13 protein-coding genes and 3 tRNA genes are annotated in these 15,726 nt (G+C 60.5%); 14 read left to right on the top strand and 2 right to left on the bottom strand.

Annotation, left to right across the window (positions count from 1 at the left end):
• Nucleotides 1–110: 110 nt before the first annotated feature.
• Both V9T28_RS09420 and V9T28_RS09425 read left to right on the top strand, forming a co-directional pair.
• Entirely contained in the window at nucleotides 111–1,037 is a 927-nt protein-coding gene (locus V9T28_RS09420; protein WP_116398727.1) for a bifunctional helix-turn-helix transcriptional regulator/GNAT family N-acetyltransferase, read from the top strand.
• Nucleotides 1,038–1,096: 59 nt separating this feature from the next.
• Entirely contained in the window at nucleotides 1,097–2,620 is a 1,524-nt protein-coding gene (locus V9T28_RS09425; RefSeq protein ID WP_116398728.1) for an NAD(P)H-hydrate dehydratase, read from the top strand.
• On the opposite strand, the gene V9T28_RS09430 is transcribed toward V9T28_RS09425, so the two are convergent.
• A complete protein-coding gene (locus V9T28_RS09430; RefSeq protein ID WP_116398729.1) occupies nucleotides 2,613–3,920 on the bottom strand; it encodes a multicopper oxidase family protein in 1,308 nt (435 codons plus the stop codon). The two genes, V9T28_RS09425 and V9T28_RS09430, sit on opposite strands and share 8 nt — an antisense overlap.
• Nucleotides 3,921–4,535: 615 nt before the next feature.
• Between V9T28_RS09430 and V9T28_RS09435 the strand changes: the two genes are divergently transcribed.
• From V9T28_RS09435 to V9T28_RS09475, 9 genes are all read left to right on the top strand, one after another.
• Nucleotides 4,536–4,620: transfer RNA gene (locus tag V9T28_RS09435), tRNA-Leu, on the top strand.
• Between the two features lie 109 nt (nucleotides 4,621–4,729).
• Entirely contained in the window at nucleotides 4,730–6,082 is a 1,353-nt protein-coding gene (gene tig, locus V9T28_RS09440; protein ID WP_116398730.1) for a trigger factor, read from the top strand.
• A 237-nt stretch (nucleotides 6,083–6,319) separates the two neighbouring features.
• Nucleotides 6,320–6,958, top strand: coding sequence for an ATP-dependent Clp protease proteolytic subunit (locus tag V9T28_RS09445; RefSeq protein ID WP_116398731.1), 639 nt, complete (start codon nucleotides 6,320–6,322; stop codon nucleotides 6,956–6,958).
• Between the two features lie 400 nt (nucleotides 6,959–7,358).
• On the top strand, nucleotides 7,359–8,630 hold the full coding sequence (gene clpX / locus V9T28_RS09450; protein ID WP_116398732.1) for an ATP-dependent Clp protease ATP-binding subunit ClpX: 1,272 nt from the start codon (nucleotides 7,359–7,361) through the stop codon (nucleotides 8,628–8,630).
• 257 nt (nucleotides 8,631–8,887) lie between these two features.
• Complete coding sequence (gene lon, locus V9T28_RS09455) at nucleotides 8,888–11,308, top strand: endopeptidase La (protein WP_116398733.1); 2,421 nt, start codon at nucleotides 8,888–8,890, stop codon at nucleotides 11,306–11,308.
• A gap of 310 nt (nucleotides 11,309–11,618) precedes the next feature.
• Nucleotides 11,619–11,894: an HU family DNA-binding protein gene (locus tag V9T28_RS09460; RefSeq protein ID WP_116399785.1), complete on the top strand. Its 276-nt coding sequence runs from the start codon at nucleotides 11,619–11,621 to the stop codon at nucleotides 11,892–11,894.
• Nucleotides 11,895–12,051: 157 nt separating this feature from the next.
• Nucleotides 12,052–12,127, top strand: a tRNA-Val gene (locus V9T28_RS09465).
• Between the two features lie 17 nt (nucleotides 12,128–12,144).
• The gene (locus V9T28_RS09470) at nucleotides 12,145–12,831 is read left to right on the top strand and encodes a COG3904 family protein (protein WP_147306370.1); all 687 of its coding nucleotides are present in this window, start codon (nucleotides 12,145–12,147) and stop codon (nucleotides 12,829–12,831) included.
• Nucleotides 12,832–12,924: 93 nt separating this feature from the next.
• Nucleotides 12,925–13,001 (top strand) — tRNA-Asp (locus V9T28_RS09475).
• Nucleotides 13,002–13,083: 82 nt separating this feature from the next.
• On the opposite strand, the gene V9T28_RS09480 is transcribed toward V9T28_RS09475, so the two are convergent.
• Entirely contained in the window at nucleotides 13,084–13,839 is a 756-nt protein-coding gene (locus V9T28_RS09480; protein WP_116398735.1) for an SDR family NAD(P)-dependent oxidoreductase, read from the bottom strand.
• 258 nt (nucleotides 13,840–14,097) lie between these two features.
• Between V9T28_RS09480 and V9T28_RS09485 the strand changes: the two genes are divergently transcribed.
• The 3 genes from V9T28_RS09485 (at nucleotide 14,098) to V9T28_RS09495 (ending at nucleotide 15,725) form a co-directional block, all read left to right on the top strand.
• Nucleotides 14,098–14,463 (top strand): NADH-quinone oxidoreductase subunit A, encoded by a 366-nt coding sequence (locus V9T28_RS09485; protein ID WP_116399786.1) that lies wholly within the window; start codon nucleotides 14,098–14,100, stop codon nucleotides 14,461–14,463.
• Nucleotides 14,454–15,038 (top strand): NuoB/complex I 20 kDa subunit family protein, encoded by a 585-nt coding sequence (locus tag V9T28_RS09490; RefSeq protein WP_116398736.1) that lies wholly within the window; start codon nucleotides 14,454–14,456, stop codon nucleotides 15,036–15,038. Before V9T28_RS09485 ends, V9T28_RS09490 begins: the two co-directional genes overlap by 10 nt.
• 78 nt (nucleotides 15,039–15,116) lie before the next feature.
• Complete coding sequence (locus V9T28_RS09495; protein ID WP_116398737.1) at nucleotides 15,117–15,725, top strand: NADH-quinone oxidoreductase subunit C; 609 nt, start codon at nucleotides 15,117–15,119, stop codon at nucleotides 15,723–15,725.
• Nucleotide 15,726: the final 1 nt, after the last annotated feature.

The raw sequence follows: 15,726 nt of genomic DNA on the forward strand, positions 1-15,726 counted from the left end.
AAGGGGCCTTGGCCGGATTGTCAAGAAAAATGGTCGGGCAAAAGAACCTAATTGATGACTCAGTCAACATTGCATAGTGTTGATTCAGTCAACATTGTGGAGCGTGTCGCATGCCGACCTCAAGCCATGAGCAAGACGTTGCAGCCCTGCGGACCTTCAACCGCGTCTACACAAACCGGCTCGGCCTGCTCAATTCCCATCTCGACAAAAGCCCCTTCGCGCTGGGCGAGGCGCGCGTGCTGTATGAACTGGCCCACCGGACCGACCCGACCGCGGCGGAACTCTCGCGGGCACTGAATCTGGATCGCGCGCAGATCAGCCGCACCTTGAAGCGGTTCGGCGATCGCGGATTGGTCGGAACCCGCGAAGATCCGCAGCACGGCCGGCACCGGCTGTTGTCGTTGACGCCAGCGGGCCTGGATGCTTTCGCCGCGCTGGAGGCAAACACGCGCGCGACCGTCGGCGCGATGCTCGAAGCGCTGCCGCCTGTGCGGCGCACCCGTATGCTTGCGGCCGCCCATACCATGACAAAAATATTCGAGGCCGAGTCGGCGCCGAGTGTCACCTTGCGCGACCCGAGAGCAGGCGATTTCGGCCTGGTTGTTCACCGGCAGGCAGTTCTTTACACCGAGGAATATGGCTGGAACGATGATTATGAAGCGCTGGTTGCCCGCATTCTTGCTGACTTCCGCCAATCGTTTGATCCGGCGCGCGAAGCGGCGTGGATCGCGGACCTCGACGGCCGCATGGTTGGCTCGATCTTCCTCGTGCGCAGCGACAAGCCGGAAGTCGGCAAGCTCCGGCTGCTCTATGTCGAGCCAGAGGCACGCGGCATGGGCGTCGGTAAGATGCTTGTCGACGCCTGCGTTGAGCGCGCCTGCGCGGTCGGGTACAGACGGATCGATCTGTGGACCAACAGCATCCTGACCTCTGCGCTGCGTCTCTATCAGCGTGCCGGGTTCCGGCTGGTGCATGAGGAACCGCACCACTCATTCGGCCACGACCTCGTCGGGCAGACTTGGTCGCTGGATCTCTAACGGCTCCTCGCGCAGACAGAGCCCTTGCTCCGGCACGCGCCTTGCGCCACGTTTCGCGCATGACTTTTCTCGCCCCATCTTCCGCCGCGCTCCTCACCACCGCCGAAATGGCCGAAGCCGACCGGCTGACGATCGCCGCCGGCACGCCGGGCATTACGCTGATGGAGCGGGCAGGGGCTGCGGTTGCGGGGGAGATTTTCGAATTTGAACAGACGCATGGCTTGCAACAGGGCTGGGTCGCGGTGCTGTGCGGCCCCGGCAACAATGGCGGCGACGGCTTCGTGGTGGCGCGCCTGCTGCAGGGGCGCGGCTCCGACGTTCGGTTGTTTCTGCTTGGCCGGAAGGAGGCTCTGAAAGGCGACGCTGCCTTAGCGGCCGAGACCTGGGACGGCCCGGTCGCGGATTTGGCGGATCTCGATCTTGCCGGCTGCACGCTGGTCGTCGATGCGCTGTTCGGCGCCGGCTTGACGCGCGCGCTCGACGGTGCGGCGGCCGCTGCGGTCGAAAAGGTGCGGCAAAGCGACGCGAAGATCGTCGCCGTCGATGTGCCGTCCGGGCTCGACGGCAATACGGGCCGCGCGGCAGGTCCAGTCATCCAGGCCGACCTGACCGTGACGTTCTTCCGCCGCAAGCCCGGCCATCTGCTAGTGCCCGGGCGCGTGCTGTGCGGGATCGTCCGTGTCGCGGATATCGGCATTTCTGACGCGGTGCTTGAAACGATTCGGCCGCAGATCTGCGCCAATGAGCCGGATCTTTGGCAGGCTGTGCGGCCACGGCCGCAGGTGATCGGCCACAAATACAGCCGCGGCCATGCGGCGGTTCTCTCCGGCGGGCCGTTGTCAACTGGCGCGCCGCGGCTTGCAGCGCGCGCGGCTTTGCGGGTGGGGGCGGGGCTGGTGACCGTGCTGGCGCCGAAGGACGCGCTGCCCATCCATGCGGCGCACCTGACGGCGATCATGCTCAAATCCTGCAGCAACGTGCGCGAACTCGCCGACATCTTGGCCGATCCGCGCAAGAATGCGATCGTGCTCGGGCCGGCCCTTGGGGTGAACAAGGCGGCCCGCAACCTCGTTCTGACGGCCCTCAAAACCGAACCCGACACCAGGGCGGTGGTGCTCGATGCCGATGCCTTGACCAGCTTCGCCGGCGAGGCGGACCGGCTTTGGGGGGCTATTCGAGCCTCGCAGAAGCCAGTCGTTCTGACGCCGCATGATGGGGAATTTTCAAGACTTTTCAATTCGAAAAATATCGATCTTAAACTTCACGCAAAACTTGAGGCCGCGCGCCAAGCAGCGCACATCTCCGGCGCCGCGATCCTGCTCAAAGGCCCCGACACGGTCGTCGCCTTGCCTGATGGCCGGGCCTCCATTGCCGCCAATGCGCCGCCCTGGCTCGCCACCGCCGGAGCCGGCGACGCACTCGCCGGGTTGATCGGCGGCCTCTTGGCGCAGGGCATGCCGGCTTTCGAGGCGGTGTCCTGTGCGGTGTGGCTGCATGGCGAAGCGGCCAATGTCTTCGGTCCAGGCCTCATCGCCGAGGATTTGCCCGAGGCGCTGCCGCAGGTTTTGCGCGCCCTTATGTGACCTCGAACCAGCCGGCCAGTCCCTGGTCGAAATGCGGGAGGATCGCGTCGTGGATCATCCATTTGCCCGGCTCGCCCGCCACGAACGCGACATGCTGGGTCTGCCGCGGCGGAATCAGGATGGAATCGCGCCAATAGGGCTCCCAGCCGTCGTCCATCGGATGCAGCAGGCGGCAATGGTGGCCGTGCAGCGCCAGGTCGATCGCCTCATCGGAATGGTTGGCGAAGCCGATGCTGATGGGGCGGCCGCGCGCCGCGCTGAACAGCGGCTTGCCCGGTGTGCCGGTCCAACTCGCCCCATTCAGCGACCACATCCGATCCTTTGCGACGGCAAATTCGAATTTCAGCGCGTTCTCGAGCGGGATGGCCGCAGGCAAGGCCGGATTGTCGGGCAGTTTGGCGATGGGCGGCCTTGCGGCGACAGGCGCGCCCTGCGCCGTCCATTCCGCGAGCACCTGATTGGGATCGCCGTCGCCTGACGGACCCTTCGGCCCCTCGTCATGATAGAGGGTCAAGCGAACTTTCGCGCCATCCTCTTGCGGCATGTCGAGCATGATGTCGAAACGCGCCATCGGCCCCATCGGCAAGGTTTGCCGCGATGGCTCGAACAGGGCGGAAGGCCGACCGTCGATGGCGATGAGCAGCGGCTGGGCCCCCGAAAAACTCGCGAGCATGATGTTTTGGCTCGACACATTGGCGATCCGCAGCCGCAACCTGGTTCCCGGACGGACGGTGTCCAAGTGCGGCGATGTCCGGCCATTCACTGTCACAGCCGTTGCGCCCGGCCGTTGATCGCAGATCAAAATGGCTTCCGCGTCCCTGTCCGGCGGTATCGCCTCATCCACGATCAGCAGTCCTTTCAATCCCTTATCGATCTGGTCTGATGTCATACCTGAGATCAGGGGATGAAAGCAGAAGGTCCCGCTATCGGCGGCCCTGAAGCGATACTCGAAGGTCTCGCCCAGCGCGACCGGCTTTTGCGTCAGGCCAGCGGCACCATCCATGGCATTGGGCAGCCGCACGCCGCGCCAGTGCAGGCTCGTCGATCGGTCGAGTGCGTTGGTGAGGCGGACCCTCACATCGTCGCCCTGCCGCACCCGTAAAATCGGGTAGGGCAAATGCCCCGCATAACCAAACGGTCTCGCCAGGATCTGCGGATCCGGCGTGGAAAGATCCCGCGGTCTTGCGGTCAAGCGCGTGAAACCGTCGTCCGATTGCTGCGCCCGGCCGGTCACGGCGAAAAGGCTCATGGAGGCGCCGAGGATGAAGCCGCGGCGATCAAGAGACGGGAGCTTGCTCATGGTTTTGCGACTTAGGGGCTCGCACGTGATTTGTAAATCTGATGCCGGAACGGCTCGAAAACAAATGGACTCGGTAAGGCTTTCGTAGTAGAACAAAAAGTGAATATTAGGCCTGACGAACTCGGACCCCAACTTTAAAAAGATAACTGCTCAACCATTTTTGGGAACGAACTGATAGGGTAAATAGCCAAGCTACATCAAATAGATAAATATGTTCTACTGGCAAGTTTGATCTTTGCGAAGACAATATGATGCCATCGCTAGTAGCGGCATTTGGTTTAGCTGATGCGGCGCGAGACGATGTTCTATAGCAAAAACCTCCGGCAGCATCAGACGATACCATGTGAACCAATTTTTGGAACGAACTGACAGAGATATTTCATCATTAAATTCAAATAGTTGAAATTCAAAATCGCGAAATCGAGGCAGGAGTGGGAAGCGTCAGCCGCATGGATGGAACGGCCGTTCGCGTCAGCAACGGCGTGGGCGACCCGAGCCTGAATTTGCCGCGAAATTTACCGCCGCAAGCTCCATTTTTTTGCTGCATCTCCTTCGCCACATTGCTATAGAGCGCCACCCGGAACGGTGAGGCGCGTCTTCTTGCGTCAGGCGGACGCGGGCGTGGCGGAATTGGTAGACGCACTGGGTTTAGGTTCCAGCGGCGAAAGCTGTGGGGGTTCGAGTCCCTCCGCCCGCACCAGACTGACCGCGACCAGCCCATCCTCTGGACCAGATTGCAAAAAGGCACGGGATCGCCCGGCCTCGGCCGCCTTCATCGGGCGCCGTCAACCAATGGAAAAGGCAAACCAATGCAAGTGACCGAAACCCTCTCGCAAGGCTTGAAGCGCGAATTCAAAGTCGTGCTGCCGGCGAGCGACCTCGCTGCGCGCTTCGAGCGCGAATTGTCCGATCTCAAGGGCAAGGTTCAGCTCAAGGGCTTCCGTCCCGGCAAAGTGCCGACCGAACATTTGAAGCGCGTGTATGGCCGCAGCGTCATGGGCGACGTGGTGCAGAACGCGGTGAACGAGGCGAACCGCAAGATCGTCGAGGACAATGGTCTGCGCCTCGCCATGGAGCCGAAAATCGAATTCCCCACGGATCAGGCCGAGGTCGAGCGGGCGCTCGAAGCCAAGGGCGATCTTGCCTATCAGGTCGCGCTCGAAGTGCTGCCGCAATTCGATGCCGGCAAGTTTGACGACGTCGAATTGGAGCGCCCGGTCGCCGAGGTGACCGAGGAGGAAGTCAATAAGGCCGTCGACCGGATGGCCGAACGCAACCGCACCTATAGCGCCAAGGACGGCGCGGCCGAGAAGGGCGACAAGGTCAAGATCGATTTCGTCGGCAAGATCAACGACGAAGCCTTCGAAGGGGGTGACGGCAAGGACATCGATGTTGTGATCGGGTCCGAGACCTTCATTCCGGGCTTCGAAGACCAGTTGCTTGGCATCAGCGCCGGCGACGAGCGCCTCGTGACCGTGACCTTCCCCGAAAACTACATGGCGCTGCATCTTGCCGGCAAGGAAGCCAAGTTCGACGTGACGGCCAAGGGCATCGAGACCCCGGGCGCGGTGACGCTCGACGAGGAATTCGCCAAGGGCTTCGGCTTCGACACGATCGACGCGCTCAAGGACGCCGTGAAGAAGAACATCGGCGACGAATATGCCAAGCTGTCGCGCAGCAAGCTGAAGCGCTCGCTCCTCGACGCGCTGGACAAGCGCTACACGTTCGAATTGCCGCAGAGCCTGGTCGATCAGGAATTCGCCGGCATCTGGCAGCAGGTCGAGGCCGAGCAGAAGGCTTCGGGCAAGACCTTCGCCGATGAGAACACCACCGAGGAAAAGGCGCGCGAAGACTACCGCCGCATCGCCGAACGCCGCGTGCGCCTTGGCCTGGTCCTCGCCGAAGTCGGCGAAAAGGCCGCTGTGAAAGTGCCGGACGAGGACGTGACTCGCGCCCTGATCGAGCGCGCGCGCCAATATCCGGGCCAGGAAAAGCAGGTCTGGGACTTCTACAGCAAGAACCCGGAGCGCCTTGCCGAGCTGCGTGCGCCGCTGTTCGAGGAGAAGGTGGTCGACCACATCATCTCGCTCGCCAAAGTGACCGATAAAACAGTCAGTAAGGACGAGTTGTTCAAGTTCTCCGACGAGGAGGAGGCGGCTTAACGCCGCCTCACCGGTGCGCTTTCGAAGGCCGATCCCGGCAGCGGGACCGGCCTTTTTGATGACATGACCGGAGGCGGCAAGGCCGATGGCGGCGGTGCGTTCTGTCTACCTGTCCCATCCCGGCGCTCCCCCGTCTTTTGCCGCTTTATCGCCCCTTAACATTCTGCGGGGGATGACTACATACGACCTCTAATGCCTTAATGGGGCTAGTCGATTCTTGAGAGCCTAGGACAGACCATGATCCGCGACCGCGATCCCATCGAGATTTACAACAATTACCTGATCCCACAGGTGATCGAAAATACCAGCCGCGGCGAGCGCGGGTTCGACATTTACTCGCGTCTTTTGCGTGAGCGCATCATCTTCCTGACCGGCCCCGTGGAAGATAACATGGCGTCGGTCATCGTGGCACAATTGCTCTTTCTGGAAGCGGAAAACCCCAAGAAAGAGATTTCCATGTACATCAACTCGCCGGGCGGGGTGGTGACGGCCGGCCTGTCGATCTACGACACGATGCAGTTCATCCGACCGAAGATCTCGACCCTCTGCCTCGGCCAGGCGGCGTCCATGGGCTCGCTGCTGTTGTGCGCCGGTGACGCTGGCATGCGCTATGCGCTGCCGAATGCCCGAGTGATGGTGCATCAGCCGTCCGGCGGCTTCCAGGGCCAGGCATCGGACATCGTTCGGCACGCCGAAGACATTATGAAGGTAAAAAAACGCTTGAATGAGATCTATGTGAAGCACACCGGTCGTGATTATGACACGATTGAGCGCACATTGGACCGTGATCACTTCATGTCCGCCGAAGAGGCGAAGGACTTCGGGATCGTCGACCAGGTCGTGGTCGAGCGCCCGGAACCTGCGACCAAGAGCTAACTGGCGGCCCGACACTTTTTGCCGAAGAATCGCTTGGTTTTTCGGCTGCGGCGTGCGCTAGAACACGGAACGGCGGCGTTTTTTCAAGCCAACTGGTTTGGAATGGGCGCTAAGTGTTGCAGTAATGTGACGGCGCCTGCCAGAAAGAAGTCAATCTGGTGGCGCCTGATCGCTGCCGAGGCCAAACGCTTGATCCGCGCCGATATGCGTGATTGCATCGGCACAGAACCGCGGCTGTTTCGTGGCTTGGGCCGTGTGACAAGGTTTCAAGAAGAGGGGAAAGCCCCGGCAGGTGCCGGGTCGCGCATGTGCTGTTTTTTAAGCAAGTGCGAGATATAATCGTAAAAGACCGGGGGTGGCTCGTTGATTTGAGCCAATATCCGACCGGATGGAGAAAATTATGAGCAACAAGGCCGGCAGCAGCGACTCGAAGAATACGCTCTACTGCTCCTTCTGCGGCAAGAGCCAGCATGAAGTGCGCAAGCTGATCGCAGGCCCGACGGTGTTCATTTGCGATGAATGCGTTGAGCTCTGCATGGATATTATCCGCGAGGAAAGCAAATCTTCCCTCGTGAAGAGCCGTGACGGCATTCCGACGCCGAAGGAGATCTGCAAAGTGCTGGACGATTACGTGATCGGCCAGCCGCAGGCGAAACGCGTCCTCTCGGTGGCCGTACACAATCATTACAAGCGCTTGCAGCATGCGACCAAGCACAATGACGTGGAACTGGCGAAGTCCAATATCCTGCTGATCGGTCCGACCGGTACGGGTAAGACGCTGCTGGCCCAGACGTTGGCGCGCATCCTCGACGTGCCCTTCACTATGGCAGATGCGACGACGCTGACCGAAGCCGGTTATGTCGGCGAGGACGTCGAAAACATCATCCTGAAGCTGCTGCAGGCGTCCGACTACAATGTCGAGCGCGCCCAGCGCGGTATCGTCTATATCGACGAAATAGACAAGATCAGCCGCAAGTCGGACAATCCGTCGATCACCCGCGACGTGTCGGGCGAAGGCGTGCAGCAAGCGCTCCTGAAGATCATGGAAGGTACGGTCGCATCGGTTCCGCCCCAGGGCGGGCGCAAGCACCCCCAGCAGGAATTCCTGCAGGTGGATACGACCAACATCCTCTTCATCTGCGGTGGCGCGTTTGCCGGGCTAGACAAGATCATTTCGGCACGCGGCCGGGGCACCTCCATCGGCTTTGGTGCGTCAGTCTCGGCACCGGACGACCGGCGGACGGGTGAGATCTTCCGCGAGATCGAACCGGACGACCTGTTGAAATTCGGACTCATTCCGGAATTCGTTGGCCGTTTGCCGGTCATCGCGACGCTGGAAGACCTCGACATCGACGCATTGAAGCGGATCCTGACCGAGCCCAAGAACGCGCTCGTCAAGCAATACCAGCGCCTGTTCGAGATGGAGAATGTCGATTTGACCTTCCAGGACGAGGCGCTCAACATCGTTTCCAAGAAGGCGATCGAACGGCGCACCGGCGCCCGCGGTCTGCGCTCGATAATGGAGAGCATGCTGCTCGATACGATGTACGATCTGCCGGGGCTGGAAGGCGTCGAGCAGGTCGTGATCGGCCCCGAGGTGGTCGAGGGCAAGGCACGGCCTTTGTATATTTATGCCGACAGGCAGATCGAAAAGTCCGGCGCGTCGGCGTGACTTGAAACCGCATGGCACTGCGACCATGTGATGTGTAAAGGTGAGAGGGTTCTCTCACCGTGGCGAACGGGGCAAGCACGTCATCACCGTTCGCTATTTTTGACTTCGCCGGGGATGCTCTCCCGAGATCCTACGGCGGAGGCGCAACCTCGAGCGATCCATTGCGGCGTGACGATGGAGGGTCCTCGGGATTTGCGCCTTGCTGAGCGGGTGGCTCAATCGAGCGTTCGCGAGGCGTTTGAGAACAGGACATTCGAATGACAACGGAAAAGAAAGCGCCCAATCTGCCCGAAGGCGTTGAAACATATCCCGTTTTGCCGCTGCGCGACATTGTGGTCTTCCCCCATATGATCGTGCCGCTGTTTGTCGGCCGCGAGAAGTCGATCCGCGCGCTCGAAGAGGTGATGAAGGCTGATCGCCATATTTTGCTCGCGACCCAGCAGAACGCCAGCGACGACGATCCGCCCGCCGATGCGATTTACACCACCGGAACGCTCGCGACCGTTCTGCAGTTGCTGAAATTGCCCGATGGCACGGTCAAGGTGCTGGTCGAGGGCGTGGCGCGTGCGGGCGTGCGTTCCTATGTGCGCACCGATGATTATTACGAAGCCGAAGCGCTCGTGATCGCCGATGAGCCGGTCTCCAAGATCGAGGTCGAGGCCTTGGCCCGCTCAGTCGTGTCCGAGTTCGAAGGCTATGTGAAGCTGAACAAGAAGGTTTCGCCGGAAGTCGTTTCAAGCATTGGTCAAATCGATGATTACGCGAAGCTCGCTGACTCGGTTGCCGCCAATCTTGCCGTGAAGATTTCCGACAAGCAGGACATCCTGGAAATGGCCTCCGTCACCAAGCGCCTGGAAAAGTGCTTGGCATTGATGGAGAGCGAGATCTCGGTCCTGCAGGTCGAAAAGCGGATTCGGACGCGGGTCAAGCGCCAGATGGAGAAGACCCAGCGCGAATATTATCTGAACGAGCAGATCAAGGCGATCCAGAAGGAGCTCGGTGACGAGGACGGCAAGGACGATCTGTCCGAGCTCGAGGCGCGGATCAACAGCACCAAATTGTCGAAGGAAGCCCATGACAAGGCGATGGCTGAGCTGAAAAAGCTGCGGCAGATGTCGCCGATGTCGGCCGAGGCGACGGTGGTGCGGAACTACCTCGACTGGATCCTGTCGATCCCGTGGGGCAAGAAGTCAAAGGTCAAGAAAGACCTGCAATCGGCGCAGGACATTCTGGATGCGGATCATTATGGCCTCGACAAGGTCAAGGAGCGCATCGTCGAATATCTGGCCGTGCAGCAGCGCGCGAATAAGTTGACGGGCCCGATCCTGTGCCTCGTCGGTCCGCCCGGCGTCGGTAAGACCTCGCTCGGCAAGTCGATCGCGAAGGCCACGGGCCGCGAATTCGTGCGCATGTCGCTCGGCGGCGTGCGCGACGAGGCCGAGATCCGCGGTCACCGCCGCACTTATATCGGTTCGATGCCGGGCAAGGTCATCCAGTCGATGCGCAAGGCGAAAACCGCCAATCCGCTCTTCCTGCTCGATGAAATCGACAAGATGGGCATGGATTTCCGCGGCGATCCGTCTTCGGCTCTGCTGGAGGTGCTGGACCCCGAGCAGAATTCGACCTTCAACGACCATTACCTCGAGGTCGATTACGACTTGTCGAACGTGATGTTCGTGACGACGGCGAACACGCTCAACATTCCGGCGCCTTTGATGGACCGCATGGAGATCATCCGCCTCGCCGGTTACACGGAAGAGGAAAAGCTCGAGATCGCCAAGAAGCATCTGATTCCGGCAGCGATCCAGAAGCATGGCCTCAACGTCAAGGAATGGTCGATCGACGACGACGCCATGCTGACGCTCATCCGCCGCTATACGCGCGAGGCGGGCGTCAGAAACCTGGAACGCGAAATCTCCAATCTCGCCCGTAAGGCGGTGAAGGAGATCCTGCTTGCCAAGAAGAAGAAGGTGCAGGTCACGACCAAGAATCTCTCCGACTATCTCGGCGTGCCGAAATTCCGGTATGGCGAGGCAGAGAGCGAGGATCAGGTCGGCGTGGTGACGGGTCTTGCATGGACCGAGGTCGGCGGCGAATTGCTCACGATCGAAGGCGTCATGATGCCCGGCAAGGGCCGCATGACTGTGACCGGCAACCTGAAGGAAGTGATGAAGGAATCGATTTCCGCCGCCGCATCCTATGTGCGCTCGCGGGCGATCGATTTTGGCATCGAACCGCCGCTCTTCGACCGTCGCGACATCCACGTCCACGTGCCGGAAGGGGCGACCCCGAAGGACGGACCGTCGGCTGGTATCGCCATGGCAACGGCCATCGTCTCGGTCATGACCGGCATCCCGGTGCACCGCGACATCGCCATGACCGGCGAAGTGACCTTGCGTGGACGCGTGCTGCCCATCGGCGGCCTCAAGGAGAAGCTGCTGGCGGCTCTGCGCGGCGGCCTGAAGAAGGTGCTGATCCCGGAAGAAAACGCCAAGGATCTGGTCGAGCTGCCCGATTCGGTGAAGAAGGGGCTTGAAATCGTTCCTGTCGCCCGCATGGAGGACGTGCTGAAACACGCGCTCATTCGCCAGCCGGTCGCGATCAAGTGGGAAGAGACGTTGCCTCTGCCGGCTGCACCGGCGGAATCGTCTGAAAATCCGGGCCTGATCGCTCACTAAGGCAAGTATAGAACGCAAAAAGCCGTGTTTTGCTTCGCGCAAGACACGGCTTTTTGTTTGGTTGTCCTTAATATCGCCGAAAATCACAGGCTTTTGCCCTCTTCGCTCCGGAGAGTCTTGCAAAACCGGGGCTTTGGCTTAGGAAGGACGCTTCGCTCGAGAACGCAATCTCGGGCTCTCACATGGCCAGCCGGATCCATCCGGTTGGAAAAGAGCAGGGGACTTGCATCACCCGCACGGGCATTCCCTGCTTGGCACACCAGTGAACGCAGCCCCTGGGCCGCGCACAGTCAAACACAAGGATTTGATCATGAACAAGTTGGAACTCGTCGAACACATCGCGAGCCAAACTGAAACGACCAAGATTCAGGCCACCGCCGCTCTCGAAGCCGTGCTCGGCGGCATTACGGAAGCGCTGAAGAATGGCGACGAAGTCCGTCTCGTCGGCTTCGGCACGTTCTCGGTGAAGAAGCGTGAGGCTTCCACCGGCCGCAACCCGGCCACCGGCAAGGAAATCCCGATCGCTGCATCGAACAACGCCAAGTTCAAGGCTGGCACGGCGCTGAAGGACGCGCTGAACGGCTGAGTTTCCACGGCAATCTGTGAGACGGGGGCGGCTCTCGGGCCGCCCCTTCTTTTTTAGCGGAACAAAGGCTTGCCATGGATGGGCAGAGTCTTCTAGAACGGCGTTAGCGCTTTGGCGCTTAACCGGATTTGGCCTGACTGCGAGGCTAGATTCGCGTGGGCGGTTAGCTCAGTTGGTAGAGCATCTCGTTTACACCGAGAGGGTCGGCGGTTCGAGCCCGTCACCGCCCACCAGTCCGTGCTGAGGTAGTGTGACGGCATCAAAGCTCGTGCTCTCATCGGTGGCAGCCTGCGCCATGTTGCTTTGCGCGAGCCTTTCGGCACGTGCGGAGATGACCTTCAAGGTCGTGACCTTGGGGGATCCGGCCAAGTGCGGCGCCAAATGCCCGCAGGCCGTCGCCGCAACCGGTGACATCACCGTTGGCACAGCCGAATCATTCGTCGCGTTCCTGCATGAGCAAAAATTCGGCAATCTGCGCAATGTGATTCTCCTGCATTCGCCCGGCGGCAATGTTTATGGCGCCATGGAATTCGGCCTGGTGCTGCGCAAGCTCAAGATCGGGGTGATCGTCGCCAAGGCGGAAAGCGTTGATTCGGCGGACAGCGGGGAAACCTACATGTTGCCCGGCCGCTGCATGTCGGCCTGCGTCTACGCCTTCATGGGTGGCGTCAAACGGCTGGTGCCCGATCCGAGCGCCGTCGGCATCCATCGTATGTCACGCCCGCAATACGGCAGGAATCCTGAGGGCAGGGGGGCGGTACCGCTGCGTAACTTTGCCTCTGACGACATGGTGAACGGATTGCGCGCCTATTCCGCGTCGATGGGCGTAAGCCCGGATCTGATCACGACCGCCGAGCAATATGCCCCTGATTCCATTCATGTGTTGAGCCATGCGGAAATGATGAAATGGCATCTGGTTACGCCCAATTCTAAATGAAAAAGATGCGGATATTGGCGCTTGACTTCATAGGCGAGCTGCCATATTCCCACACCACCGAAGGCGAGGCGCTGATGCGGCGCATCGTTCTGCGGGGGAGTAGCTCAGTTGGTTAGAGCGTCGGCCTGTCACGCCGAAGGTCGCGGGTTCGAGCCCCGTCTCTCTCGCCATTCACCCATCGGGTGAATGGGCCGAGCCGATCGTGGCTGCGAAGATGAGCGCGAAATCTGCAATTCATTCAATACATCTCATTCAATACGTCGCGCGTCCCCCCGACAGATCGAACACCGCGCCGGTGGTGAAGGAATTTTCCTCGCTCGCCAGCCATGCCACCATGGCCGCCACTTCCTCGACTTTCAAAAATCTGCCGCGCGGGATGCGCGCGAGCATATAGTCGATGTGTTCCTGGCTGATCTGGTCGAAGATCCTGGTCTTGGCCGCGGCGGGCGTGACGCAGTTGACCGCGATGTTGTGCGTCGCCAATTCCTTCCCGAGTGACTTAGTGAGCGCGATGACGCCGGCTTTGGCGGCCGAATAGGCGGCGGCGTTCGGATTGCCCTCCTTGCCGGCGATCGACGAGACACTGACGATGCGGCCATAGCCGCGCTCGATCATGCCCGGCACGACGGCCTTGCAGCAGTGAAACGGCCCGGTGAGGTCGACGTCGAGGATGCGCCGCCAATCCTCGACCGGATAATCGACGACGGGCATCGTGGGGCCGGAAATGCCGGCATTGTTGACCAGAATATCGATCCCACCGAAATCGTCCTGGGTGACGCTCAGGGCCGTTTTCACCGATTTGAAGTCGGTTTGGTCCATCGTAACCGCCAAAACCTCGCCCAATTCCATGAGGCGCGAGGCGGTATGGCCCAAAAGCTCGGAATCGCGGTCCCACAGCGCAACCTTGGCGCCTGATTCGAGCAGGCGTGCCGCAATCGCATAGCCGATGCCCTGCGCCGCGCCCGTCACTGCGGCAATCCGTCCCGCAAGGTCGATCTTATTGGTCATATTGGCCTCCCTGGCTGCATAGCCGGCCTGAATACTAACCCCGCGCCGCGCGCTTCGTCGAGCGGATGTAGCGGGCTCAAAAAGGGGCTTTGGCGGCCAGGGCCAAGACTGACGGAGCCTTTCTGTTGCCATATATTGCGTTGCGGCGACGTAGCATCTTGCGCCTGCTCGCCCAGTGGGATAGTGCCTTAGAGCATGTCTAAGGTTCTCCTCGCGGAGCACCTGACGACCGTCTCGATCCTGGAGCTTTTGGCCATCATGCCAGGTCTTTTGAGTCAGTATCTTCCGCTTGTCGTGTTCATCGGCATTTCCGCGGTGATCGGCATCGCTCTGCTCGTTGCCCCCTTCCTGCTTGCTTTCAAAGCGCCCGATACCGAGAAGCTGTCGGCATATGAGTGCGGTTTCAATGCTTTCGACGATGCCCGCATGAAATTCGACATCCGATTCTATCTGGTGTCGCTGCTGTTCATCATTTTCGATCTCGAGGTTGCATTCCTCTTCCCCTGGGCGGTCGCGTTCAAGGAAGTTGGCGTGGCCGGCTTTTGGTCGATGATGGTCTTCCTCACGGTGCTGACCATCGGCTTCGTTTATGAGTGGCGCAAGGGAGCGCTCGAATGGGATTGATCCTCGACACCCGCAATGCTGCAACGGCTCAAGGCGCGACCGGTCTGATCGACCCATCGACCGGCAAGCCGGTGGGAAGCACCGACAAGTATTTCGGCGAGATCAACAACGAACTCGCCGATAAGGGCTTTCTCGTCACGACGACCGACGATCTGATCAACTGGGCGCGCCAGGGCTCGCTCATGTGGATGACCTTCGGTCTCGCATGCTGCGCCGTCGAAATGATGCAGCTCTCCATGCCCCGTTATGACGTCGAGCGCTATGGTTTTGCGCCGCGCGCCTCCCCGCGCCAGTCGGACGTGATGATCGTGGCCGGCACGCTCACCAACAAAATGGCTCCGGCGCTGCGCAAAGTTTATGACCAGATGCCCGAGCCGCGCTATGTCATCTCCATGGGCTCCTGCGCGAACGGCGGCGGGTATTACCATTATTCCTATTCGGTGGTCCGTGGTTGCGACCGGATCGTGCCGGTAGACATCTATGTGCCCGGCTGCCCGCCGACGGCGGAAGCGCTGCTGTATGGCGTGCTGCTCCTGCAGCGCAAAATTCGCCGCACCGGGACGATCGAACGATAATCCGCTTCCTAGCGGATCGAATTTGCTCTGCGCGCGATGATCAACCTTGCGCAGCGACGTTGAAATTGAGGCTTCCTGATGGACGACACACTCAAAACCCTTGGTGATCAAATCGCCACAGCGCTGCCGGGCAGCGTGACCGGCGTGAAGCTCGCCTTTGGGGAGCTGACGCTGGAGGCGGAGGCCGCGAAGATTGTCGAGGTGCTCACCTATCTGCGTGACGACCCGAACTGCCAGTTCGTCAACTTCATCGACATCTGCGGCGTGGATTATCCGGCTCGCGCGAAACGCTTCGACGTGGTTTACCATCTGTTGAGCCCGCGGAAGAATCTGCGCATCCGCGTGAAAGTGCAGACGGATGAAACCACGCCCGTGCCGTCGGCGATTTCGGCTTTCCCGGCGGCGAACTGGTTCGAGCGCGAAGCTTATGACCTCGTCGGTGTTCTCTTCTCGGGGCATCCGGATCTGCGCCGCATTCTGACAGATTACGGCTTCGAGGGGCATCCGCTGCGCAAGGACTTCCCGATGACCGGCTTTGTCGAAGTGCGTTACGACGACGAGCAGAAGCGCGTCGTCTACGAGCCCGTGAAATTGCCGCAAGAGTTCCGCCAATTCGATTTCCTCTCCCCGTGGGAGGGCAATCCGGAATATGTGATCCCGGGCGACGAGAAGGCGAAGGGGCAATAAA

Origin of the sequence: Methylovirgula sp. 4M-Z18, from assembly GCF_037890675.1 — a bacterium.
Lineage (GTDB): Bacteria > Pseudomonadota > Alphaproteobacteria > Rhizobiales > Beijerinckiaceae > 4M-Z18.

Excerpts from the sequence above, each read along its gene's own strand:
- lon (WP_116398733.1), top strand. The coding sequence starts at position 8,888 with ATGACAACGGAAAAGAAAGCGCCCAATCTGCCCGAAGGCGTTGAAACA.
- V9T28_RS09495 (WP_116398737.1), top strand. The coding sequence starts at position 15,117 with ATGGACGACACACTCAAAACCCTTGGTGATCAAATCGCCACAGCGCTG.
- V9T28_RS09480 (WP_116398735.1), bottom strand. The coding sequence starts at position 13,839 with ATGACCAATAAGATCGACCTTGCGGGACGGATTGCCGCAGTGACGGGC.
- V9T28_RS09420 (WP_116398727.1), top strand. The coding sequence starts at position 111 with ATGCCGACCTCAAGCCATGAGCAAGACGTTGCAGCCCTGCGGACCTTC.
- V9T28_RS09490 (WP_116398736.1), top strand. The coding sequence starts at position 14,454 with ATGGGATTGATCCTCGACACCCGCAATGCTGCAACGGCTCAAGGCGCG.
- tig (WP_116398730.1), top strand. The coding sequence starts at position 4,730 with ATGCAAGTGACCGAAACCCTCTCGCAAGGCTTGAAGCGCGAATTCAAA.
- V9T28_RS09485 (WP_116399786.1), top strand. The coding sequence starts at position 14,098 with ATGCCAGGTCTTTTGAGTCAGTATCTTCCGCTTGTCGTGTTCATCGGC.
- V9T28_RS09460 (WP_116399785.1), top strand. The coding sequence starts at position 11,619 with ATGAACAAGTTGGAACTCGTCGAACACATCGCGAGCCAAACTGAAACG.
- V9T28_RS09445 (WP_116398731.1), top strand. The coding sequence starts at position 6,320 with ATGATCCGCGACCGCGATCCCATCGAGATTTACAACAATTACCTGATC.
- clpX (WP_116398732.1), top strand. The coding sequence starts at position 7,359 with ATGAGCAACAAGGCCGGCAGCAGCGACTCGAAGAATACGCTCTACTGC.
- V9T28_RS09430 (WP_116398729.1), bottom strand. The coding sequence starts at position 3,920 with ATGAGCAAGCTCCCGTCTCTTGATCGCCGCGGCTTCATCCTCGGCGCC.
- V9T28_RS09425 (WP_116398728.1), top strand. The coding sequence starts at position 1,097 with ATGACTTTTCTCGCCCCATCTTCCGCCGCGCTCCTCACCACCGCCGAA.